This window comes from Ancylomarina salipaludis (genome assembly GCF_004122035.1).
GTDB lineage: Bacteria > Bacteroidota > Bacteroidia > Bacteroidales > Marinifilaceae > Ancylomarina > Ancylomarina salipaludis.
In genome coordinates this window covers 38,254-61,531 of the sequence record NZ_SAXA01000016.1, presented here as the reverse complement: position 1 = coordinate 61,531, position 23,278 = coordinate 38,254, and the positions used below count along the sequence as shown (strand labels likewise).

At 35.8% G+C, this 23,278-nt stretch carries 21 protein-coding genes; 10 read left to right on the top strand and 11 right to left on the bottom strand.

Going from position 1 to position 23,278, the window contains the following annotated elements; all coding sequences use genetic code 11:
* Positions 1-48: 48 nt before the first annotated feature.
* From EO244_RS14595 to EO244_RS14580, 4 genes are all read left to right on the top strand, one after another.
* Entirely contained in the window at positions 49-1,392 is a 1,344-nt protein-coding gene (locus EO244_RS14595; protein WP_129255433.1) for a deoxyguanosinetriphosphate triphosphohydrolase, read from the top strand.
* A gap of 27 nt (positions 1,393-1,419) precedes the next feature.
* Positions 1,420-1,956, top strand: coding sequence for a hypothetical protein (locus EO244_RS14590; RefSeq protein ID WP_129255432.1), 537 nt, complete (start codon positions 1,420-1,422; stop codon positions 1,954-1,956).
* A gap of 183 nt (positions 1,957-2,139) precedes the next feature.
* On the top strand, positions 2,140-3,411 hold the full coding sequence (purD, locus tag EO244_RS14585) for a phosphoribosylamine--glycine ligase (RefSeq protein WP_129255431.1): 1,272 nt from the start codon (positions 2,140-2,142) through the stop codon (positions 3,409-3,411).
* A 53-nt stretch (positions 3,412-3,464) separates the two neighbouring features.
* Positions 3,465-4,442 (top strand): hypothetical protein, encoded by a 978-nt coding sequence (locus EO244_RS14580; protein WP_129255430.1) that lies wholly within the window; start codon positions 3,465-3,467, stop codon positions 4,440-4,442.
* 104 nt (positions 4,443-4,546) lie between these two features.
* On the opposite strand, the gene EO244_RS14575 is transcribed toward EO244_RS14580, so the two are convergent.
* From EO244_RS14575 to EO244_RS14535, 9 genes are all read right to left on the bottom strand, one after another.
* On the bottom strand, positions 4,547-4,747 hold the full coding sequence (locus tag EO244_RS14575; protein WP_129255429.1) for a PspC domain-containing protein: 201 nt from the start codon (positions 4,745-4,747) through the stop codon (positions 4,547-4,549).
* Between the two features lie 20 nt (positions 4,748-4,767).
* Complete coding sequence (locus EO244_RS14570; RefSeq protein WP_129255428.1) at positions 4,768-5,250, bottom strand: DUF4252 domain-containing protein; 483 nt, start codon at positions 5,248-5,250, stop codon at positions 4,768-4,770.
* A 110-nt stretch (positions 5,251-5,360) separates the two neighbouring features.
* Entirely contained in the window at positions 5,361-6,929 is a 1,569-nt protein-coding gene (locus EO244_RS14565) for a PspC domain-containing protein (protein WP_129255427.1), read from the bottom strand.
* Between the two features lie 98 nt (positions 6,930-7,027).
* Positions 7,028-7,324, bottom strand: coding sequence for a PadR family transcriptional regulator (locus tag EO244_RS14560; RefSeq protein ID WP_241687991.1), 297 nt, complete (start codon positions 7,322-7,324; stop codon positions 7,028-7,030).
* Positions 7,325-7,363: 39 nt separating this feature from the next.
* Complete coding sequence (locus tag EO244_RS14555) at positions 7,364-7,714, bottom strand: hypothetical protein (RefSeq protein WP_129255425.1); 351 nt, start codon at positions 7,712-7,714, stop codon at positions 7,364-7,366.
* Between the two features lie 296 nt (positions 7,715-8,010).
* Positions 8,011-8,457 carry a DUF4625 domain-containing protein gene (locus EO244_RS14550; RefSeq protein ID WP_129255424.1) on the bottom strand — a complete coding sequence of 149 codons (447 nt, stop codon included), beginning with the start codon at positions 8,455-8,457 and terminating at the stop codon, positions 8,011-8,013.
* A 66-nt stretch (positions 8,458-8,523) separates the two neighbouring features.
* Entirely contained in the window at positions 8,524-9,816 is a 1,293-nt protein-coding gene (gene tyrS / locus EO244_RS14545; protein WP_129255423.1) for a tyrosine--tRNA ligase, read from the bottom strand.
* Positions 9,817-9,916: 100 nt separating this feature from the next.
* The gene (locus EO244_RS14540; protein WP_129255422.1) at positions 9,917-10,972 is read right to left on the bottom strand and encodes a DUF3667 domain-containing protein; all 1,056 of its coding nucleotides are present in this window, start codon (positions 10,970-10,972) and stop codon (positions 9,917-9,919) included.
* 8 nt (positions 10,973-10,980) lie between these two features.
* Positions 10,981-11,532, bottom strand: a complete 552-nt coding sequence (locus tag EO244_RS14535; protein ID WP_129255421.1) for a CvpA family protein — start codon at positions 11,530-11,532, stop codon at positions 10,981-10,983.
* A gap of 224 nt (positions 11,533-11,756) precedes the next feature.
* Here EO244_RS14535 and trpS point away from each other — a divergent pair, with 224 nt between their 5' ends.
* Positions 11,757-12,746: a tryptophan--tRNA ligase gene (gene trpS, locus EO244_RS14530; protein ID WP_129255420.1), complete on the top strand. Its 990-nt coding sequence runs from the start codon at positions 11,757-11,759 to the stop codon at positions 12,744-12,746.
* 130 nt (positions 12,747-12,876) lie between these two features.
* On the opposite strand, the gene EO244_RS14525 is transcribed toward trpS, so the two are convergent.
* The gene (locus EO244_RS14525) at positions 12,877-14,592 is read right to left on the bottom strand and encodes a Na/Pi cotransporter family protein (protein WP_129255419.1); all 1,716 of its coding nucleotides are present in this window, start codon (positions 14,590-14,592) and stop codon (positions 12,877-12,879) included.
* A gap of 448 nt (positions 14,593-15,040) precedes the next feature.
* On the opposite strand from EO244_RS14525, the gene EO244_RS14520 reads away from it, so the two are divergent.
* Together EO244_RS14520 and amaB are read left to right on the top strand one after the other, a co-directional pair.
* A complete protein-coding gene (locus EO244_RS14520; RefSeq protein ID WP_129255418.1) occupies positions 15,041-17,464 on the top strand; it encodes an efflux RND transporter permease subunit in 2,424 nt (807 codons plus the stop codon).
* A gap of 185 nt (positions 17,465-17,649) precedes the next feature.
* Positions 17,650-19,182, top strand: a complete 1,533-nt coding sequence (amaB, locus tag EO244_RS14515; protein WP_129255417.1) for an L-piperidine-6-carboxylate dehydrogenase — start codon at positions 17,650-17,652, stop codon at positions 19,180-19,182.
* Positions 19,183-19,260: 78 nt separating this feature from the next.
* Here the strand turns inward: amaB and EO244_RS14510 are convergent, their stop codons facing one another.
* Positions 19,261-20,079, bottom strand: a complete 819-nt coding sequence (locus EO244_RS14510) for a 5'-nucleotidase, lipoprotein e(P4) family (RefSeq protein ID WP_164977510.1) — start codon at positions 20,077-20,079, stop codon at positions 19,261-19,263.
* Between the two features lie 167 nt (positions 20,080-20,246).
* On the opposite strand from EO244_RS14510, the gene EO244_RS14505 reads away from it, so the two are divergent.
* The 3 genes from EO244_RS14505 to EO244_RS14495 all read left to right on the top strand — a co-directional run bounded on the left by EO244_RS14505 (position 20,247) and on the right by EO244_RS14495 (position 23,105).
* Positions 20,247-20,732 (top strand): RNA polymerase sigma factor, encoded by a 486-nt coding sequence (locus EO244_RS14505; RefSeq protein ID WP_129255415.1) that lies wholly within the window; start codon positions 20,247-20,249, stop codon positions 20,730-20,732.
* Between the two features lie 23 nt (positions 20,733-20,755).
* Positions 20,756-21,841 carry an anti-sigma factor gene (locus EO244_RS14500; protein WP_129255414.1) on the top strand — a complete coding sequence of 362 codons (1,086 nt, stop codon included), beginning with the start codon at positions 20,756-20,758 and terminating at the stop codon, positions 21,839-21,841.
* Between the two features lie 190 nt (positions 21,842-22,031).
* Positions 22,032-23,105: an outer membrane beta-barrel protein gene (locus EO244_RS14495; protein WP_129255413.1), complete on the top strand. Its 1,074-nt coding sequence runs from the start codon at positions 22,032-22,034 to the stop codon at positions 23,103-23,105.
* The last annotated feature ends 173 nt before the right edge of the window (positions 23,106-23,278 follow it).

The following is a 23,278-nucleotide window of genomic DNA, read 5'->3' as shown; positions in this document are numbered from 1 at the left end:
ACCACACAATTTTAAACGACGATTTTTAGTCGAAACTCAACATATTATATGAACTGGAACCAACTGTTATCTGCCAAACGCTTCGGTCAGGAAGACCGTGTCGCAATTGACGAACACGAAATCCGATCACAATTTCAACGGGATTACGATCGGTTGATTTTTTCATCACCTTTCAGAAGACTTCAAAATAAAACTCAAGTATTCCCCTTACCTGGCAGCATTTTCGTTCACAACAGACTGACTCATAGCCTGGAGGTATCAAGTGTTGGGCGCTCATTAGGCAATCTTCTAACAGAAAAACTAGCCAGTTCAAAAAAGTATGAAACTAATCCCTATCTGGATGGAATAGGCAATATTGTTGCCACGGCTTGTTTGGCTCACGACCTTGGTAATCCGCCATTCGGCCATTCGGGAGAAGAAGCCCTATCTCACTATTTCACGCATGGCAAAGGCAAAAAACTGGAAAATCAGTTCACTAAAGAGCAATGGGCAGATCTTTGCAATTTTGAGGGCAATGCAAATGCATTCCGACTGTTAACACATGCTTTTAACGGTCGACGAAAAGGAGGCTTTGCTCTTACCTACTCGAGTATTGCTGCCGTCATAAAATACCCATGGGCGGCTCATAAAATTCCGGAAGTTGGAAAACGCAAATACGGTTACTTCGATACCGAAAAAGAAAACTATGAAAAAGTAGCAAGAGAACTGGGTATTCCGGAAATTAAGCCAGGAATTTTTGCACGTCATCCTCTAGTGTATTTGGTTGAAGCTGCCGATGATATTTGTTATCAGATTATGGATATTGAAGATGCTCACAAACTGAAAATCTTATCAACAGACGAAACCAAACGCTTGTTGTTGAATTTTTATGATGAAACTGATGATCACAATATTGTTGCAAGAATTGCCGATACTTGCGAGGAAGTAAGTGACACCAACGAGCAAATCGCTTATATCAGAGCAGGTGTTATTGGTAAATTGATCAAAGAATGTGTAACGGCCTTTGTTGAAAATGAGTCCAAAATAATGGCTGGTGAATTCTCATCAACACTGATCAAAGAAGTATCTAAAAGCTCAAAAATTGCCTATAAAATATGCACAGAAGTTGCCGTTTCAAAAATATATAAACACCGATCCGTTCTCGAAATAGAGCTGGCTGGTTACAAAATACTTGGCACCTTACTTCAGGAATTTGTAGAAGCAACTTTAGACCCCGATAATTTTTACTCAAAGAAACTCTTATCACTGATTCCTAAACAATACAATCACAATGGCAATGATGAATATTTAAAAATCATGTCGATATTGGACTTTGTTTCGGGGATGACAGATGTTTTTGCTTTAGACCTGTACCGAACAATAAAAGGAATAAAGCTACCTGACACCTATTAAGAAACCATTCCACCTAAGATGCAAAAAATGAAATTCCAAAATATTAAAATAAAACTCCTGCTCTTTGCTGTTCTAGTCAGCACTTGTACGAGTGTGCACGCTCAGATAAACTGGATCAAAACAAAATCTAAAAAATCAAAAATCAGTTTTGAACTCCCCGAAAAACCGAACATCAGAAATCAGGAACTGAATAGTATAAAGTCTGAGATATTCTCACATCGGGATGCTGCTAATATCTTCGGCATTGTCGCATCAGATTTTTCGGCTATCGACGTCGATTTTAACCACTCCGACCCATCAGAATACTACGAACAAATGAAAGAAGGCAGCCTGTTAAGCAGCGATGCTATTCTTATTTCAGAACAAAGTGTGGTTTATAAAAAATTATTGGGAAAAGAAATTGTGTATACCATGATGCTTGGAAAACACGAATATACCTACTTCAAACGTTTCTTTTTCAAAGACCAATTTATCTATCAATTTACGATTGGGGGGCCAACACGAATGAAACAAGTCCTTTTGGATAAGAAAATGCTCTTTTTTAATTCGATTCAATTCGAATAGTTCAAATTAGCATTCCAAAAAAATAGCTTAAGGCAATTTGTTTAATCATATCATTCTGTAAATTTGCATTTTCAAAGCCGCCACTTAATCAATTGGCCAAATTGAAAACGAAATTCGAAAGAAAACCATTCTATAAATTCATTGAAATGCAACCAGCGTAAACTGGTAGTCAAAATTTAACACATGAAAGTACTTGTATTAGGATCAGGAGGAAGAGAACATGCCTTTGCATGGAAAATCGCTCAAAGCAATAAGCTTGAAAAACTATATGTTGCTCCGGGAAATGCTGGAACTGCCGAGATTGCAGAAAATATCAACATCAACCCAAACGATTTTGAAAAGGTAAAAACCTTTGTTCTCGACAAAGAAATCAATATGGTTATTGTTGGTCCTGAAGATCCTTTGGTAAATGGTATTCACGATTTCTTTTTGGGAGACTCCGAACTTAACAAAGTTGCTGTTATCGGTCCTGAAAAAGCAGCTGCACAAATGGAGGGCAGTAAGGATTTCGCTAAAGATTTCATGGCTCGCCATCACATTCCAACGGCCCAATACAAAAGTATAACATCAGAAAACCTTAAAGAAGGTTATCAATTTCTTGAAAGCCTAAAAGCGCCTTATGTGCTTAAAGCTGATGGACTAGCGGCCGGGAAAGGTGTTTTAATTATCGACAATCTGGAAGAAGCCAAGCAATCATTAAAAGAAATGATTGGTGGCATGTTTGGTTCAGCAAGTGCAACGGTTGTAATCGAAGAATTTTTATCAGGGATTGAGCTTTCTGTTTTTGTTTTAACAGATGGAAAAAACTACAAAGTTCTTGCTGAAGCGAAGGACTACAAACGAATCGGCGAAGGTGATACCGGCTTAAACACAGGTGGTATGGGTGCCATTTCTCCTGTTCATTTTGCCAACGAGGAGTTCATGACTAAGGTTGAAGACCGAATTATCAAACCAACCATTGAAGGTTTTCAAAAAGACAACACGCCTTTCGTCGGGTTTGTTTTTATTGGTTTGATGAAGGTTGATAATGATCCGTTTGTAATTGAGTACAATGTCAGAATGGGCGATCCGGAAACAGAAGTGGTTTTGCCACGTATCAAATCCGATTTCCTTGATCTGATGGTAGCCGTTGCTGATAAAAAACTCGATCAATTTGAATTGGAATTAGACGAGAGAACCGTCACAACAGTAATGCTGGTTTCCGGAGGTTATCCCGAAGCATATGCAAAAGGAAAAGTAATCAGTGGACTCGATCAGGTTACAGAAAGCATTGTTTTCCACGCGGGAACAACAAACATCAATAATGATGTTGTAACTAATGGCGGACGTGTGATAGCAGTCAGTTCGTACGGCGAAAATCTTGCTAATGCGCTTGAAAAATCGTTCAGCAATGCCGAAAAAATCCAATTCGAAGGCAAATATTACAGAAAAGATATTGGTTTCGATTTACAATAATTGAACAGCTTACAATTGAGTTTGCAAAAATTTAAATACTAAAAATCACAAGAATGCTTTTAAAAGTTTTAAGAAGACGATCTCCCTTATATTTTATTCTTATTCCGATAATTGCTCTCTTATTATGGCTGGACGCATTTCAAAATCCTGTTTCTCTGGCAGATTATTCAGGTCAAATGCCTCTTTACCAATCAATTCTTTGCATACTCAATTGTAATGCTTTATATCTAAACATTTTAGGTTTTCTGATTATTCTGTTGATTTCTTACAGTCTGATACAGCTCAACGAACAATTTATATTTATAAAGCAACGTACCGATTTGCCATCGGGTTTATTCATTCTGATTGCTTCATGCGCGACTTTGGCAAACGGCATGCATCCTGCCCTGATTAGCGCACTATTCTTACTGCTATCGCTAAAAAGCATTTTCAAAATTTATCATGGAAACAAAAGTATTACATCTTCGTTTGATGCAGGTTTACTTATCGGATTAGCCAGTTTATTTTATCTCCCAACAAGTCTTTTTCTTATCTGGTTTGTCTGGTCTTTAATTATCCTTGGTAGTTTTCGATTGAGAGAATTTTTGGGAGGGCTAATCGGGTTTATCACCCCTCTGTTTTTTATTGTCTGTTGGTATTTTTGGCAAGGTAACTTGAATCAATTTATTGAGCATTCTAAAATGATTTTCTCTCAGAATGACCATTTAATTGCCTTCTCGATGTCTCAAATTCTATTTTGGATATTCCTCGCTATTTTAAGCCTAATCTCTATCTTCTTTACCATTTGGGGATTCGAAGAAAAACGAGTTCGTTCAAGAAAATATCTGATCATTATTGTGGCTCTTTTTATAACCACTATTGCATCAGGATTTTTGTTTCCATCAGCAATATTGGCTCAAGCAATAATTGCAGCGGTTCCTTTATCTTATATTCTGAGCTACTTTTTTGTGATGAACCGAAACACAAAAGTTTCTGAAATTTTATTTGCGGTATTACTAGCCAGCTGCATTCTTATAAGCCTCATAAAATAAGACATAAAAATAGAGCAAACAGCATAAAATCTGCTTGCCCTATAACTCAGAATGACCTCCATTGAAAAAGACCAAACTCAGGAGGCCTGAGTCTTTAGCCTATCTCAATCGACAACCCGAACCGGATTATCAGGTAAAATCAGTGCCAAAACTAAATAAGCAATAGCTAAAAAAGGATTGAATAAACAAACCACTAAGAAAATGGTTCTGACAATTATCGGATCGAGCTCAGGGTTAATATAGTGCGACAATCCTCCACAAACCCCAGCTATCTTTCTATCATTTGATTTATATAATCGTTGCATATCTTTTAATTTTAAGTTACTTAATCGAACTTATACTTCGACAGTGTTTTAAGTTCGTCAATATGAAAATCACCAAAGAATGAAACTAAAGAAGTTCGATTTCCATTGCTGTGTAGAAGATGAAACTCACTGAAACGTTTCCCATGCCCCAAAGCATAAAAATGAATTTCATCTGAATCATCATCTTTCTCAATATCATTTAGGACTTCCTTATACCGTCCCGATGTGAGAGTTGACATGACAATTTTCTTAAATTTCACTTCATCACCATTCTCATGTTTATAGGATAAGAGCTTTATATCATCGCAGTCTCCCTTGATATTTTTCTCAATCTCGTCTTCGTCAACATCAAAATCAAGATTCTTCAGGAAACCACCTGAAAATGAAAAACTGCTGAACTCATCAAGTTTTGAGAATTTTTCGTGAAGTTTCTCTCCCTTTGTTTGTGCATTTACAAGCACCGGAAAAAGGATTACCATTAGGATTATTGCTACTTTTTTCATCTGTTTAAATATTAAGAATTGGTTCTAATGACGGATATCGGATTCATTTGACCAGAACAAACCGATGCTCATCATTAATTGGGTTAAAGACAATCTACCGATTTCTGATTTTAATCGCGGGATAATGTCAATCCCTCTTTTTTCATCACCCATCTTTTACCTATCATATCACCATCCCAAGTGTTACTTGTATTTTCAATATCATGAATAATCGTTTTAACACTCTTATCCAAATAAACCGCTTTCCCTTCAGGCACTTTAATAGTAATCATCAGTTTCTGATTTCGCCATTTATCCCCTTCGGGTAAAGTGAAATACTGATCAAAGATTAATAAGGAATCAACTTGTTTCCAGGTATACTTAATTTCTTCAGCATTATCTATGGCATCATCGTGATTTCTTCCTCTGGATTTCTTTTTCATTATCAGTTCGAAATTCCCCGAATTGCTCTTTTCTACGTCAAGAGTCGGTTCGCCTATCACCAATTTCTCATCATCCTTTACAATAATCTTCACCCCATCAAAATCGAAATTCTCATCCTGCCAATTAAAATCAATATTCTTCTCAGATCTTAAGTAAAGCGTATTACCATCAAAATTGTCGAGAATTTCTGTATTGGCATAGGTTGTTCCGCTACCTATATACGATTTCACCTGAGTTAAGCTTACCGAAATCAAAAGAACAATACCTCCCAACCATAGTGCCAAAGCCGTAAGACCAATCGCTTTATTATTGGTTTTGAATTTAACAAGCAACTTAATACCAACAAAAACTAATAGCAATAATGGAATCCCAATTACAAGTGTCAAGCCCAAAGAAAACAACTTAATTCCCATACCCGTAAATAACATTTCCGGCATCATCATTCCAGAAAAGTGCATATTTGCAAATGGCCCAACTACACTTGTTGTGAAAATAAGAGAACCTAAAAATGTTAGAAGAGAAACAATACCTGCAATAATTAATCCCAAGCCTAAAATTATGAGCACAACTTTTAAAACAAGACGTAAAGCAGAACCAGCAAAGTCAACCCCTTTATCGAAACCATCTCTCACTTGAGGCCCTCTTTTTTCACGCATATTATCGAAGTTTTTTTTCACTTCTTCATATTCGTCTTTTATCGATTTCTCAATATTGGATATATTCACCCGTTCCCCCTTCATTTCAAGTTTTTGAGCAGTGGTTGTAGCCTTAGGTACAACAACCCACAAGATGATATAAAGAAGGAAAGAGGATCCGTAACCAAAAATAAATAACAGAACAAAGATTAAACGAATTACGACTACGTCGATACCAAAATAAGCTGAGAGCCCACTTGCAACTCCACCAAATACACGATGATCCGGATCACGGAATAATCTTCGACGTTTATAAACTTTTTGCTTCTTAAAATCATCCTCGACCTCTTCGCTGTCCGTTTCAAAAATCTCCTCAGGTTTCCCCATGATTGTAACAACTTCATCAATCATTGATTCTGTTACAACCTGGTCCTTCGAACTCAATTTCTCGTTAAAAATTTCAGAAATTCGGGATTCAATATCTGCTATAATCTCGCGTCCTTCTTCACTTGAGCCATAATGAGCATTTATGCTTCTCAGGTAAGTCTGGAGTTTATCGTATGCATCCTCGTCAATATGAAAGATGCTACCACTTATGTTTATTGTGAATGTCTTTTTCATCTTTTTTTATTTTAATATTCGAACACCACTAAAAAGAAACTTATATGCGTGCTTTATGGGTGTATAAAATCATTTCAAATACATTTTTAGTTCAATGCTTAACTCTTTATAGTTGTAACAGCATCTACAAGTTCTTGCCAGGAGCCATCCAGTTCGCCAAGAAAATCCCGACCGGTATCGGTAATGGCATAATACTTACGTGGAGGTCCTTGAGTGGATTCTTCCCAGCGATAGCTGAGTAATCCGGCATTTTTAAGACGAGTCAGCAGAGGATAAAGTGTTCCTTCCACAACGATCATTTTAGCTTCTTTAAGCTTCTTAATAATATCCGAAGCGTAAGCATGATTATTAGAGAGAATGGAAAGAATACAATATTCCAACACTCCTTTTCGCATCTGGGCTTTCGTATTTTCTATCTTCATTTGGAATATGTTTTAAATTCTTGTTTGAATAATTACTGTCTTATTTCTAAAATTCTTTAAAGGGCCTCGATTCACTTTTAAAACAGCTGAATCCTTAGAACTCTTCATCTCACTTTTTATTTCAAGTTTGCTTTTCAAGCTTGCTGCTTCAGTTTTCTCATTCTCCTCTGATGACCAGTCAGATCCAAAAAAATGATCGATACTAAACCAGTTATTGAAATTGATGGCATACTGCATATCTGATTCAAATAAAAAAGAAACCGGATTACAAGGCTGAACCAATTGCGATTTCAAAATTGATGGGCTTATACAGAATCCGATTAACATACCAATCATCGTGATTCTAATTATTCTCCTTTTCATTTCAGATACATTTTAATACAATACCATTCCAAACACACTTGCTTGTTATACAAATATACGTATTAAAAATAGTAATATGCAATACATAGTACCGTTGAGATTTTCACTTTATACCTAAAAAGCCCATTTTAATTGAGCTTTCAAGGCATATTTTTTTTCAAAAAAAATTTAAAGAAGATGATTTAGAGGCTAAATTTGATGGGAAATCTGATTTTCAGACCTAAAAAAGGAAAATAAAAGACAAAAAAAAGACCTGAGCAATGCTCAGGTCTTCTGTATGATATAAAATCGAAATCTTACTCAACTTTAATATAAAACGTTTTTGTTGTAGGATTATCAGATTTATCAACTACTGTACAAGTCAATGTATACTCATTAGCTGGTGCACCAGCTAAAGTCTCAATTAAAAAATTCACATTAAACTCAGCCTTGTCAAGAACAGATGCTGAAGCTGGTTTTTTACTGTTTAATTTTTCATTGAAATCTACAATAAAGTCATTTACAGACTTTGTTTTCTCAGCGAGATTCGTGAAAGTAATAGATTTTAGTTCTTTATTATCACTAATTTTTCCAGAAAAAGTCACTGTTTGCCCTGCTGTAATAGTAGTCGGTGCAGAAGCACTTGTACTCGGGCTTGTAAAATTAACTGTTGGAGCAGTCTCATCAGAACCTCCTCCACCGCCACCACAGCTTAACATACCTAAGGTAAATAACAAAGCCAGTGCGTAGTTTAAAATCTTCATAATTAATATTTATTAGTCAGTTAGTTTAAAATTAGTAGAACATAAAATTACATTATAACAATGAAATTAACAAGCTACAATTAAAAAATAGTTCTTTTTACCTTTCTGAACCAATAAGTACTTATCTGCAATAAGGTGTTCTTTTGTTACCACCAATTCGGCATTGGGCTCTTTCTCCTTATTTAGACTGATTGCATTTCCTTTAAAAAGACGTCTCAACTCACCTTTTGATGGGAAAACTTCTGCTTTAACAGCTAAAAGTTCAACAACATCCACACCATTTTCAAATTCAGACTTATCAACATTAAACTGAGGCACACCTTCGAAAACTGAAAGGAAGGTATCTTCATCAAGTTTACGTAAAGCATCCGCAGTAGCACGACCAAAAAGAATCTGTGAAGCCTCAACAGCCATTTCATAATCTGCTTCTGAGTGAATCATGATGGTCACCTCTTTAGCCAAACGCTGTTGCAATTTGCGCAAGTGTGGTTCTTCTTTGTGCTCTGCAACCAAAGCTTCTACTTCTTCGCGTGAAATAAGGGTGAAAATCTTGATATATTTCTCAGCATCTTCATCAGAGGTATTCAACCAAAATTGGTAAAATTTATATGGTGAGGTGTACTTTGGATCAAGCCAGATATTTCCTGACTCGGTTTTTCCAAACTTTCCCCCATCGGCTTTAGTGATCAAAGGACAAGTAATCGCCCAGGCCTGACCACCTTCTTTACGACGAATCAGTTCAGTACCGGTTGTGATATTTCCCCACTGGTCAGAACCACCCATCTGAAGTTTACAATTCTTCGATTTGTATAATTCAAGAAAATCAGTTCCCTGTACCAACTGGTAAGTAAACTCGGTAAAAGACATTCCGGTTTTAGAGTCAGCACTCAAACGTTTCTTTACAGAATCCTTACTCATCATGTAATTCACTGTAATATGCTTTCCGATATCACGAATAAAATCAAGGAATGAAAAATCCTTCATCCAATCGTAATTGTTCACCATTTCAGCTGCATTATCAGCGTCTGAATCAAAATCAAGAAAACCCGAAAGTTGATTTCTCAAACATTCCTGATTGTGACGCAATGTTGCTTCATCAAGCAAATTTCTTTCCTGAGATTTTCCTGAAGGATCACCAATCATACCGGTTGCACCTCCAACCAAAACAATTGGCTTATGACCCGCAACCTGAAAATGTTTCAGCATCATCACACCCACAAGGTGTCCAATATGTAAAGAATCTGCAGTAGGATCGATCCCCACGTATGCCGATGTCAATTCTTTCTCCAATTGTTCTTCTATACCCGGCATCATATCGTGAATCATGCCACGCCACTGTAATTCTTCTATAAAACTCATCTTTATCGTATTTTATGTCCCTTACGGGATTGTATTATTCAGTAATTATTTTCGGATGACAAAGATAAGAATTTTACCATTGTATCCTTATATCTTCCATCTATTCAACTGCCAAGGAAATCAAACTATAAAGAATTCCTGACACAAGTAAAATATTATAACAAAAGGACAGCATTAAAAACTTAATAAATGTTTTAAACCAGGATTGTTTGTAATAAAATTTCAAAGTTAAAAACAGCTGTAAAGGAATTAAAAAATAAAGGTAAAATGCAAATGGATATATCGCTTTAATCCCTGTCATAATCAGCAACTCACTCAAAATCACCATTACAAAAATAAAAGAGTGAAAGTTTAAGGAGATTAGTAAGTGTTCTAACAAGTAATATTTGCGACGAATATAAAACAATGCCAAAAACAGCGCAAAAAGCGGCAAAATAAATAATAGTGTCTGTGATAATTTTTTAAAAGCATGATCCATCATTAAAGCGGGATTCAAACGACACATATTAATCAACCCCTGTAATTCTTTATTTATAAGCTTCTTTCCACTTTTTACGTATATCGGAGGAGCTTTTGTATCTACGTTTGAAACAGAATCTGTACTTGCATTAAAAGTGAATATTTTGCTTTTACCTCCTAATTCTTTGCCCAGACTATCTACAGCCAAACTATCAACATCAGTTAAATCCTGTGTCAACATTTCATCGAAAAGAGACAAAACCTCAACTTCTTGTCCTCCATCATTCTTAAAGGTTAAATTTTTCGCGGAGTCTGCATCTGGTTTGTGATTGTGAAATAATAACAAAAAAGCAAAAAACGTCAGAAACAAATACAAACGAAAAGGCGGTGTGTATCGGGCTCTTCGCCCTCTCATGAATTCTTTCGTCAGATATCCTGGCTGAGCAAAAAGTGGGACTATAGTATGAAAGAATTTATTATCCAACGATAGGGCATCGCCTAATGATTCTGAAACAACACTGAAAAATGGTCGATGAAAATCTTTGGCTGATTGACCACAATTGGTGCAATATTTACCATCAACAGGATGGTCACAATTGCTACAAAAACCCGTAAAATGGAATTGTTTACGAACAGGAAGTTTTTTGATATATTTTTTAATCTTGGTTCCTTGTTTTTTTATAAGATTTGCTTGCATTTAGTTTCCTAATTAGATTTTTTCGAACTATCTGTTCCCTTCTTAATTTGATTTTCTATCTTCTCCTTAGTCGAAGAAAAATCAGAATCAAAAAAATCGAATAGTGAGTCAGAAATATAAGTCAGAGGTTCGTATAAAAGGCTTTCTTTTTTCTTTTCTTCCGAGATAAAACTGAACCTATCGTTCACATAATTGATTAAGTGCACGACAATACTCAATATTATAATCCCTTTTAATAAACCAAAAGCAACTCCAAAAAGACGGTTTACAAAGCCTAATGCCACAGCCTCTACAACTTTATCTATGATTTTGCCAATCAGATGTATGCCTATCACAATCACAATAAAAGTGACAATAAATGAAATGTACTTCATGTATTGCGATTGATACTTGAAGGTATCCTGAATAACTTCGGCTGTAAAATCAGAAAAATGAATCGCTCCATACACGCCCAGTATCAGAGCAAGCAAAGTTGCAACTTCGTATATAAACCCTTTTGTAAAGCCTTTGTATATGGCATAAATCAAGGGAATACCTAAAATAATGTCGAGTATATTCATTTGGGAATGGTCTTAAATCTTAATACTGAAGATCAAGTCGCCTGATCTTTTTAAACAGATCAAATATAGAGAAAAGTAAACATATTTAACAGCGATTTTATTCATGCAAAAAATACATCGGCGAATTAAATTTAAAATTTCGTTTTGTGAGGAAGGTTTCATAATTTTGCGGGATTAATTAATTTTTTCACAGCTCACAAAGGAGCTATTAATTTAATACTAATATGAATACAGTAGTAAGTGGAATCCGATCAACAGGTAATTTGCACCTGGGGAATTATTTCGGTGCTATAAAGAATTTTGTGCAAATGCAAAATGATAACAATTGCTTCTTCTTTATTGCTGACTGGCATTCCCTGACTACACATCCGACTCCTGCCGATCTTCACAATAATGTAAGACAGGTTTTGGCAGAATATTTAGCTTGTGGAATCGATCCTGAAAAGGCATGTATTTACGTTCAAAGCGATGTTCCTGAAATTACAGAATTGTATCTGTTAATGAACATGAATGCCTATTTGGGCGAGTTGGAACGAACCACATCATTTAAAGATAAAGCGCGTAAACAACCTGAGAATGTAAATGCCGGTTTGTTGACTTACCCGGTTTTAATGGCTGCCGATATTTTAATCCACAAAGCTCAGCGAGTTCCGGTTGGTAAAGATCAGGAGCAGAATCTTGAGATGGCTCGAAAATTTGCTCGTCGTTTCAACAACATATATGGTGAAGAAACCTTCCCAATTCCGCAGCCTTTTTCATTCACTGGCGATTTTGTTAAAATTCCAGGTCTTGATGGTTCAGGTAAAATGGGTAAATCTGAAGGTAATGCCATTGGTTTAGTTGAAGATCCTAAAGATATTCGAAAAAAGGTGATGAAAGCCGTTTCTGATAGTGGTCCAACAGAAATGAATCAAACCAAACCAGAAGCGATTGAAAACCTGTTTACATTGATGAATGTGGTTTCAACAAAAGACACCTATGATTTCTTCAATGATAAATACAACAATTGTGAAATTCGCTATGGCGATTTAAAAAAGCAATTGGCTGAAGATATCATCAACTTTAATGCGCCTATTCGCGAAAAGTTTTTAAATATTTATCAGGATGATGAGTACCTAAGAAAAGTAACTCGTATGGGTGCTGAGAAAGCTCGCGAGAGTGCAGCTAAAACGCTTGAAGAAGTACGCAGACTAATCGGTTTCCGTAAATTCTAAAACGGTATTTAAAAGATAATTTTAGAGCTATCCATCGGGTAGCTCTTTTTTTTGCACAAATTATAAAAGGTGTATATCAAAAAAACTCCGATGCCAGCGACATCGGAGTTATTCATTTCTTGATTCTCAATTACTCTTTAATCTCAGAAATTGATTGAGAGATATTGATACAATAATCACCAATCTTCTCACATTCTGAGAAAATATCGTTGTAAATGATACCTGCTTTATATTCGTATTTCTTTTCTTTCACATCGTTTAAATGCTGCTGCTTAAGAATCGTACGGAATTCGTCAATTTCTTTCTCTGCCTCGTAAGCTTTCTTAGTCAGCACATCCTCAAAGTTCCTCTCTGTATTATTATACATCACAGTTAAGGCCTCGTCAACCAATTCAAACATTTTATTCAAATTATCACGAACTTCCTGTGGGAACCATGCTTTTTGTTCTCTCTTACGATAAAGGGCTTTAGCAATATTAAGCATCGAATCACCCATACTCTCTATATCGTCAACCATTTTGAAAAATGCACGAACGCGTTTCGAACTTAGAGAACTCAATCGGGTTTCAGACACCTTTGTCAGATAGTCTGCAATTTGCACCTCCATATCATCGTTCTCATCTTCTAGCTTATCTATCTTCTCAAAAAGTTTATTAAAATTCTTATCATTAGTTTCATTAAACGCCTCTTTTACGTAACTAAACATGTGCTTAGTATGTTTTGCATAAAGACTAATCTCCATCTTAGCTTGAAATAATGACGCTTCAGGCGTTGATAACATACCTGTTTTAATATGCTTTAACTTGAATACTTCTTCTTCTTTCTCGTTTGTAGGCACCAATTTGGTCACGACTTTCACAATAAATTTGGCAAACCAAATCAGAATCAACACATTTAAAATATTGAAAATGGTATGAAATAACGATAGAGATACTGGTACAGCAGCAATTGTTACTGAAGCAAGAGCAGGGTCGGTTTCTAAAGGGTTACCTCCTCCAAGCCACATATTAAGTGCTGCAATTCCCTTAAGGAAAAAAGGTAAAATCATCAGCATCCAAAAAACACCAAAAGTATTAAAAATCAAATGAGCACGAGCTGCACGTTTGGCAGAGGTATTTGCCACCATAGCTGCAAGATTAGCCGTAATTGTTGTCCCAATATTCTCACCAAGGACCATAGCTGCTGCCATATCAAAGCTAATCCATCCACTATTACACATTACAAGAGTAAGTGCCATTGTCGCCGATGAAGATTGAATCAAAATGGTTAAAAGTGTTCCAATTCCAGCAAATAATAAATACGATAAAAAACCTAAATCCGTATAGGAAGTTAAGAAATTCAATATGGCTGGGTTATTCTTTATATCAGGCATCGACTCCTTAAGAAACTGCAAGCCGATAAACAATAGTGCAAAGCCGATTACCAATTCACCCCAATTCTTTCTAGAACGGTTACCCGAAAAAAGCAGAGGTAAACTTAAACCAATCAATGGTAAAGAAATGGCACTCATACTTACTTTAAACCCAAGCAAGGATATCAACCAGGCTGTAACAGTGGTTCCAATATTGGCTCCCATAATAACACCCACAGACTCTACTAATGAAAGTAAACCTGCATTCACAAAACTAACTACCATTACCGTAGTTGCAGATGATGACTGAATAAGTGCTGTTATTAAAACACCCGTCATAACACCCTTTACTCGATTTGATGTCATAGCTGACAAAATCGATCTCATTTTTTCTCCTGCTACTTTTTGGAGAGCCTCACTCATCAACTTCATTCCGTAAAGGAATAATCCTAAGGATCCTATGAGTGTTAAGAAATCACTTAACCCGTAATTCATAATTAGTCTAAATTTATTTGTTTTTCAGTCAATTAGTTCTCTTTTTGGGCTGGCAAAAATATAGGATATTTAGAGACAAACTAATTTTTTACCGCAAAAAACTCAATTGTTAACATTAACTTAACCTTGGCTTGAAACCTAAATAATTTTAAAACTTAAGCTTGCTCAATTTTACCACTATACTTATATAGTGAATTCCTTATATTTCACTCTTTAAGCTTAATTCCATTTTTACAATTATTAATTAAACTTAAATTCCGCCTCATATTATCCAATTATCGAAGTGTACTCAAGCGATAAGCCTTTTTGCTTTTGAAATAAAGATATTAAGTCGTATTTTCGCCAAAATGATGTCAAGTCATTTTTTATACCTAATATTAAACTAACAATCAGTTAGATATATAAACAAACACTTCAATTGAGAAGATTCAAAGATAGATTTTAAGATATGTGGAATAGGATTGCGGGAGTTATTCTCAGAAATAGAATATTATTAATAGTCCTTATCGGACTGATGACCATCTTTATGGGTTACAAAGCTCAATTTGTTGAGATGTCATATCAACATGCTGAACTTTTGCCTTCTGACGATCCGGCCTCCATCGATTATAGAAACTTTCATGAAACATTTGGTCAAGAAGGCAATGTGATGTTCTTTGCCATTCAGGATAGTAATTTTTACCAACTGGACAAAGTCAACGATTGGATTGCTCTTGGTAATGATCTAACTAAACTAGATGGTATTGATGCTGTCGTTTCCATTGCACATACATATAATATCACAAAAAATAAAGAAAAGAAAAGATTTGAGTTTCAATCGATTTTTCCTAAAAAACTAAGGTCTCAAAAAGAACTGGATAGTATTGCACTTATTGCAGAGTCTTTACCCTTTTATAAAGGCAGTTTAGTCAACAACAATACTCACACCTATCTGATGGCAATCACTGTTAATGGGAGAGTTATGGGATCGAAGGCGAGAGAACCACTTATAAAAGCTGTGCACGAGAGATCTGAGGCTTTTGCTCAAAAACATAGCCTGCAAATGCGATACTCAGGCTTACCTTATATCAGGGTGGTTATGGCTCAAATGATAAAGAAAGAAATGAATATGTTTATTCTTCTTTCCTTATTGGTTACGGCTATTATTCTTTTCTTGTTCTTCCGCTCATTCAAAGTCGTTTTCTTTTGTATGCTGGTTGTTGGCTTAAGCGTTATTTGGGCTGTTGGGTCAATGGTCCTTTTCGACTACAAAATTACACTACTGACCGCCATGTTACCCCCTCTTTTAGTTGTAATTGGTATTCCCAACTCCGTCTTTCTTATCAATAAGTATCATGGCGAATACGTTCGCCATCGCAACAAGATTAAAGCCCTGCAGCGCGTTGTTTCCAAAATTGGAAATGCAACCTTCTTAACTAACTTGACTACAGCCTCTGGTTTTGCAACCTTCATTATCACATCAAGTAAAATTCTAAAAGAATTTGGAGTTGTAGCCTCTTTGAACATTATGGTTGTGTTTGTTTTATCATTGGTACTTATCCCAATTATTTTTAGTTTTCTGGCACCACCAGACAATAAAGCCACTCAACATCTCGATAATAAGTTTATCAACAAATTTGTTTCAACTCTAGAAAAAATAGTATTATACCATCGTAAAGCAGTCTATTTCATCACAGGTTCACTGGTAATTTTGGGTATTATTGGTATCAGCCAAATAAAGAGCACAGGCTACATGGTTGATGACCTCCCTCATGATAATACCATCTATCAGGATTTAAAGTTTTTTGAAGAGAATCTTGATGGTATTATGCCTCTCGAGGTTGTGGTTGAAACGAATAAAAAAAATGGTGCTCTTAAACTCTCAACTCTTAAACGCATTGAGGAATTAAACGACTCTTTAAAACAATACCCTACAATTTCTGCTTCACTATCACTGGTTGAAGGGGCTAAATTCGCCCATCAAGCCTACTACAATGGCAAAGAAAAATATTACAAAATGCCGAGTAGTAATGTGAAAAACATCATCCTGTCTTATCTCTCAAAAGCAGATATGAAAGGTGATGTCAATATTTTTGATTCCTTTATCGATTCTACCCAAACTCAAACACGCATGAGTTTCAGAATGAAAGACATTGGAACCACAAAAATGGAGCAGATGGAGAAAGTTATTCTGGGGCATGTTAATGAGATTTTCCCAAAAGACAAATACACAGTTACTGTAACGGGATCAAGTATTGTCTTTTTTAAAGGAACGCAATACCTAATTAAAAATCTATTCTTAAGTCTGGCACTGGCAGTTGTACTGATTGCCTCTTTTATGGCCTGGATGTTTTCATCGAAAAGAATGGTATTGGTAGCTCTTATTCCCAATTTGATTCCTTTAATAATTACGGCAGCCTTAATGGGGTATTTTGGTATTCCGATTAAAGCCTCAACCATACTGGTCTTTAGTATTGCATTTGGTATCTCAGTAGACGATACCATCCATTATCTGGCAAAATATCGTCAGGAACTTAAAATAACCAATTGGAGTATTCGAAATTCGGTGGTTCTGGCACTTCGCGAAACAGGACAAAGTATGATGTATACCTCTATCATCCTATTCTTTGGTTTTGGTATTTTCTCGTTATCCGAGTTTGGAGGAACAGTATCTTTAGGCGTTTTAGTTTCAGTAACCTTGTTATCGGCGATGCTCTCAAATTTGATTCTTTTGCCGTCATTACTACTCACTCTTGAACGATTGATCACTAACAAATCGTTTAAAGAACCTCTGTTACATATCTACAACGAAGAGGAAGATATTGAGTTGGACGACTTAAAAATTGCTTACTCCGAGACCAAAGAGAAAGAAGAAGAGGAAATCGGCATTTAAACAGATTCAAGTACAAAAGATAATAAACCCGGTAGTTTACAACTATCGGGTTTCTTGTTTTTATGCATTTGATACATACTACAAATCAGGAATATGACAAATATCATATTGCTTATTTAAAATCTTTCTTAATTTAAACAGATTAAATAAAGATAAATCATCAAAACTTAAAAAATCAATATATCATGTCAAATTTTGGAATCAAAGAAAGTCTCAAACGGTTAGGAATATCAGAGGTAAATTCAGGAGTTACAACAGGAACACAGTGGTTCGAATGTAAAGGAAATACAACAAGTTCGTACTCTCCAATTGATGATACTGAGATTGCAAAAGTTGTAAACGCTGATATAAACGACTACGAGAAAGTTCTGGACACAGCTCAGGAAGCATTTAAACAATGGCGAAAAGTTCCGGCACCTGCCCGTGGCGAAGTAGTCAGACAAATAGGAAATGCCTTACGTGAAGCAAAGGAAGATTTGGGAAAACTGGTCAGCTTCGAAATGGGTAAAATCTACCAGGAGGGTTTAGGCGAAGTTCAGGAGATGATTGATATTTGTGATTTTGCTGTTGGCCTTTCGCGTCAACTTTATGGTTTTACCATGCATTCAGAACGCCCCGATCATAAGATGATGGATCAATATCATCCACTAGGTGTTGTTGGTGTTATTTCTGCCTTTAATTTTCCCGTAGCCGTTTGGGCTTGGAATGCCATGATTTCTGCAGTTTGTGGTGATGTAGTCATTTGGAAACCCAGTTCGAAAGTTCCTCTTTGTGCAGTGGCATGTCAAAATATTATACAAAAAGTTTTGAAAGCTAATGATGTACCCGAGGGAGTATTTAATTTGGTTGTGGCCAAATCATCAGTAATGGGTGATAATTTTATCGAAGACAAACGTGTACCACTTATTTCTGTTACGGGATCTACTGCTATTGGAAAGCGTGTTGCTGAGAAAGTTGGGGCTCGTTTGGGAAGAACCATTGCCGAATTGGGAGGAAATAACGCCATCATAATTGCTCCGTCAGCAGATTTAGATATGGCTATTCCAGCTATCGTGTTCGGATCGGTTGGAACAGCGGGTCAACGATGCACCTCTACCCGACGCTTAATTATACACGAAGATATTTACAACGATGTCAAAAATCGCCTTTTAAATGCTTATGCTCAGGTTGAGAAAAAAATTGGCAACCCACTTGATCCAAACACCCTCGTCGGACCGGTTATCGATAAAGATGCTGTTGAAATCTACAAAACAGCCCTATCCGAAGTCAAAAAAGCAGGCGGTCAAGTTGTATTTGGCGATAAGGTTCTGAAAGGCAACTATGTTCTGCCAAGTTTCTGCGAAGTTGAAAATCATTGGCAAATTGTTCAGGATGAATCATTCGTTCCGGTTCTGTATATTATGAAATATAAAACACTTGACGACGCCATAGCTATGCACAATGATGTACCTCAAGGTTTATCTTCTTCAATCTTTACGATGAATATGCGAGAAGCTCAAACTTTCCTATCAACAGTAGGTAGCGACTGTGGTATTGCAAATGTAAATATTGGAACCTCGGGAGCCGAAATTGGTGGTGCTTTTGGTGGCGAGAAAGAAACCGGTGGCGGACGAGAATCAGGATCCGATGCATGGAAAACCTATATGCGTCGCCAAACCAATACCATTAATTATGGCACAGATCTCCCACTTGCTCAGGGCATCAAGTTCGATCTTTAAAATTAAGATTTAATCGATATAAAAAACCTCTCAACGGATATTAGTTGAGAGGTTTTCATTTGTATTGTATTTTACGAATTAATTAGCCAGCTCTTTATAACCAATTAATGCCGCTTTTCTCAATTCGTTTTTCTGCTCAGGGGTCAAACCTTTCTGACCTTTAAAAGCTTCTCTCTCCCATGATCCATACATGGGATTTGGCAGAATAATAAAACGCTTACCAAAATCAGCTTTGTGAGCATCCACAGAATCAAAGCCATACTCTGTACTTCTATCCTCAAAAAGCTCATCAAAATCACCAATATTATCACCTGCCAAAATTAAAATCTCATGCGTTTCCGTCACCTTATTTCGACGAACTGTTTTAACACTAGTATCGGTTTTTAATAACATATGAGCCTCATCAGCAAAAGGAAAACCCAAGGCCTTAAGGTTTTGAAGTGTAACCGCTGTTTCAGCAACTGATCTGTTTGAAATATAAAAGGTTTCAACACCTTTTGATTCTGCGAATTTTAAGAATTCAAGCGAACCCGGAGTCGGACGAGCTGCTGCCTTCGATGTCCACTCGTTCCATAATTCTTTCGAGAATGCTTTTCCCGTTCTGATTGAATAAGCTTCAAAAGGACTATTATCAAGAACGGTTTCATCAATATCAACAACAACGGCTTTGGGTTTATTATTTTTTGATTCGGCTAAATTTGCAACTAAGGATTGTTTTGCAAAATTATAGGCTTGATAATACAAAGCTCTGCATTCCGAAGCTCTCTGATACCAAAGAGTCGACATGATCAGATAATCATTTTGTTGATTTTGGACTTTTGTATCGGCTGGAAGGGGGTTACTACATGAAGCTAAAACGAGTGCAAAAACAAATAGAGCATAAATATGTTTCTTCATATCAATTGAAATTTTATGTTTAAATTGGGATGAATTTACAAAATGGTTTTGCATCACGAAGATAAAAACAAAATCAGTTCAATCTGATGTCAGTAAATTAATTTATAAATTTTATTAAAGATCCCTGTAACTTTTCAAAAAGCTATTCGTTTTAGAGAAGAATACCTATGAAACTCGAAGAGTACAATATAAGCGTCGATCAACACTCTGATGGAGTCTTTCGTTTTATCCTAAAAAATATTAAAGATGAGGATAAGGCGCGTGATATTGTACAAGATAGTTTCGAAAAACTTTGGCGGAATGTCGAGAATGTTAATTTTCTGAAGGTAAAGTCGTACCTGTATACAACGGCCTACCGAACCATGATTGATTTGATCAGAAGGGAAAAACGAAAAGAAGACTTTGATCAGGTAGATGTGAGTATTTACTCACACTCGCAACATTATACCGGTTTAAAAGAGATACTCGATCAGGCACTTGAACGACTTTCAGACATCCAACGATCCGTGGTTCTGCTCCGCGATTATGAAGGCTACAATTATCAGGAAATTGCTGAAATTACAGAGCTTTCTGAATCACAGGTTAAGGTGTATATCTACCGGGCAAGAAAAAAAATGAAAGACTATATTGGTCAGATGGAAAGTGTAATTTAAATAAAAACAGTCAGTATAAAATAATGAGAACGATTAACAGAGATAACTACGAAGAATTTTTCATCGATTATATCGAAGGAGAATTGAATGCCGAAGAAAATTTGACATTGCAGTCGTTTCTTGCGCTTAATCCGGATTTGAAGGACGAATTAGAGGAGATGGCAGATTTCGATTTCACGCTTGAATCTGCTGATATTAATGCAAATAAACCAGATCTTAAAGACATTCCTTTTCAGACTAATTTTGATGATTTTTGTATTGCTCTTATCGAAAATGACTTAGATACGTACGATAAAAAGGCTTTTGAAGAATTCATAGCCACACATCCCGATAAACAAGTTGACCTCGACCTGTATCTTAAAACAAAACTGAAAGCTGACTCAACACTTATTTTTAAGGATAAAAAGAGCTTAAAAAGAAGAAATAAAAGTTTGGTCATCAAACAACTTATTTATACTAGTCTTGCAACGGCAGCTTCAATTGCCATTCTATTCACAGTTTGGACAAGCGAAATTGGGAAGAATCCTGCCGATCCCCAATACAAACAATTTTCTCAAAACACACCCATACAAATTTCAACTCCAGATTCCTTAAAAAAGGATATTCTTAAAGAATTGGAAACAGCAGAAAAATTTGGAAATACTTCTAATTCAAAAAATGTTAAGGAAACCATACCTAACAAGATTAAAGGTAAAATTCAGAATAAACAGATAAATAAGATAGATGCTTTACCCATTAAAGCTGCAATCTCTCCCCAACAAATGGTTGACAAAATTGAAGTAACACAACTTGTTGCTGAAAACAAAGTTGTTCCTATTAAAAATTCAACTGAATTAAACCTCATATTGAATAAACACAAGGAAATTACGCCTGAGAAAACAGAAAACACAGGACTTGCCATGCTGGGGCTTTCATGGAAAGCGAGTAAGGGAGAAAATGAAGTCAAGGAAAAATCTACTCTGCTTAAAATTGCAAGCTATGGAGTTAATAAAATTGGACAACTAGCTGGGAAAAAAATCAATCTTGAAAAAAAATATGACCCTAAGACGGACAAAACACGAGTAGCATTTAACACCTATGGTATTGGATTTTCAACTCCTGTAAAATAAATTTAAGATTCCTTCACATCACCTGTAACAAATCGGCAACCACTTCGTCTTATTATTGATTTTAAACTTTATCAAAGTATAAATTTAAATCTGATCAGATCACAATCCAATATTTTAAAACAAACATCCATTGATGGAAAAGAATCACAGTTAGATTCTCTTTTAAATAAACGACTGAAATTTTAACGATATGAAAAAATACCTACTGATATTATTTGCATTAATACTGGCCTTGGGAAGTCAGGCACAGGTTGCTAAAGACAGTTTAAAAACTGACAGTATCAAAAAAAAGAAAATTATAATTGAAGATAATTGGTCAAACAAAAAGCAAAAAAAAGCTAAAAGGCCTGAATACCGAGCGCCTGAATCTCAAAAGAAAAATACAGCTTATAAAGACACCACTGATATAAAAGTTCTTAATAAAGACTTTATACAGGTAATGGAATCGGGAAAAGGAACCAAAGTCAAAATCAGAGGAATTGGTGACTTTGAAGATGATTCTGATACAACAAAAATCAGAATTGGTCGTAAGCAAATCAATATTATTGATGGCTGGCATGGGACCCGAATTCGAATAGAGAAAGTGCGTCGATGGGATGAAGAAACAAAAACCTACAAGAAACCAACATTTAGAGGTCACTGGACAGGTTTTGAGATGGGAATCAATGCTTTTACAAATTCAGACTATTCAGATTATGCGGCAGGTGATAAAGATTTTATGGATCTGAACTTAGCAAAATCTATTGCAGTAAACCTCAACTTCCTGCAGTACGACATCAGTCTGCAAAAAAACAAAACCAATATTGGCTTGGTTACCGGTATGGGGCTTGAATGGAATAATTACCGTTTTGATCAGGACATCACGCTGCAAGAAATCGATGGTAAAATCTATCCCAATCCCATTAATCCCGATTGGAGTGTGAGAAAATCAAAGTTGACTTCACTTTACTTAACTGTTCCATTATTGCTTGAGTTTCAAATTCCTGTAAAGAATGATCATAAAATACATATGTCAGCAGGTTTAGTTGGTGGCTTACGATTGGGAACACACACAAAAATAAAATACAAGAAAAACGGAAATACGCATAAGGATAAAGACCGAGACGATTACAATCTGCAAGCTTTTCGTTACAGTGCTCAAGTCCGTTTAGGCTACAGAGCGATTAACCTCTTTGCAAACTACGGAATGACGGATTTATTCAGAAACAATAAAGGACCGGAACTAACCCCATATACCATCGGTTTAACATTAGTTCGATTTTAGATAAATTAAATATTTTTTTAAAGAGCGCTTTACCACAAGTATAGCGCTCTTTTCTTTTGTGAATTCTCATATTAAGATGATGAACAACAAAAAATGTCGGATTAATGTTTTATATTGCACTTGCAAATTCAATTACTCGTTCTTGTTCTTATCGTTAACACAATATTCATGCA

Excerpts from the sequence above, each read along its gene's own strand:
- EO244_RS14595 (WP_129255433.1), top strand. The coding sequence starts at position 49 with ATGAACTGGAACCAACTGTTATCTGCCAAACGCTTCGGTCAGGAAGAC.
- EO244_RS14590 (WP_129255432.1), top strand. The coding sequence starts at position 1,420 with ATGAAATTCCAAAATATTAAAATAAAACTCCTGCTCTTTGCTGTTCTA.
- purD (WP_129255431.1), top strand. The coding sequence starts at position 2,140 with ATGAAAGTACTTGTATTAGGATCAGGAGGAAGAGAACATGCCTTTGCA.
- EO244_RS14580 (WP_129255430.1), top strand. The coding sequence starts at position 3,465 with ATGCTTTTAAAAGTTTTAAGAAGACGATCTCCCTTATATTTTATTCTT.
- EO244_RS14575 (WP_129255429.1), bottom strand. The coding sequence starts at position 4,747 with ATGCAACGATTATATAAATCAAATGATAGAAAGATAGCTGGGGTTTGT.
- EO244_RS14570 (WP_129255428.1), bottom strand. The coding sequence starts at position 5,250 with ATGAAAAAAGTAGCAATAATCCTAATGGTAATCCTTTTTCCGGTGCTT.
- EO244_RS14565 (WP_129255427.1), bottom strand. The coding sequence starts at position 6,929 with ATGAAAAAGACATTCACAATAAACATAAGTGGTAGCATCTTTCATATT.
- EO244_RS14560 (WP_241687991.1), bottom strand. The coding sequence starts at position 7,324 with ATGCGAAAAGGAGTGTTGGAATATTGTATTCTTTCCATTCTCTCTAAT.
- EO244_RS14555 (WP_129255425.1), bottom strand. The coding sequence starts at position 7,714 with ATGAAAAGGAGAATAATTAGAATCACGATGATTGGTATGTTAATCGGA.
- EO244_RS14550 (WP_129255424.1), bottom strand. The coding sequence starts at position 8,457 with ATGAAGATTTTAAACTACGCACTGGCTTTGTTATTTACCTTAGGTATG.
- tyrS (WP_129255423.1), bottom strand. The coding sequence starts at position 9,816 with ATGAGTTTTATAGAAGAATTACAGTGGCGTGGCATGATTCACGATATG.
- EO244_RS14540 (WP_129255422.1), bottom strand. The coding sequence starts at position 10,972 with ATGCAAGCAAATCTTATAAAAAAACAAGGAACCAAGATTAAAAAATAT.
- EO244_RS14535 (WP_129255421.1), bottom strand. The coding sequence starts at position 11,532 with ATGAATATACTCGACATTATTTTAGGTATTCCCTTGATTTATGCCATA.
- trpS (WP_129255420.1), top strand. The coding sequence starts at position 11,757 with ATGAATACAGTAGTAAGTGGAATCCGATCAACAGGTAATTTGCACCTG.
- EO244_RS14525 (WP_129255419.1), bottom strand. The coding sequence starts at position 14,592 with ATGAATTACGGGTTAAGTGATTTCTTAACACTCATAGGATCCTTAGGA.
- EO244_RS14520 (WP_129255418.1), top strand. The coding sequence starts at position 15,041 with ATGTGGAATAGGATTGCGGGAGTTATTCTCAGAAATAGAATATTATTA.
- amaB (WP_129255417.1), top strand. The coding sequence starts at position 17,650 with ATGTCAAATTTTGGAATCAAAGAAAGTCTCAAACGGTTAGGAATATCA.
- EO244_RS14510 (WP_164977510.1), bottom strand. The coding sequence starts at position 20,079 with ATGAAGAAACATATTTATGCTCTATTTGTTTTTGCACTCGTTTTAGCT.
- EO244_RS14505 (WP_129255415.1), top strand. The coding sequence starts at position 20,247 with ATGAAACTCGAAGAGTACAATATAAGCGTCGATCAACACTCTGATGGA.
- EO244_RS14500 (WP_129255414.1), top strand. The coding sequence starts at position 20,756 with ATGAGAACGATTAACAGAGATAACTACGAAGAATTTTTCATCGATTAT.
- EO244_RS14495 (WP_129255413.1), top strand. The coding sequence starts at position 22,032 with ATGAAAAAATACCTACTGATATTATTTGCATTAATACTGGCCTTGGGA.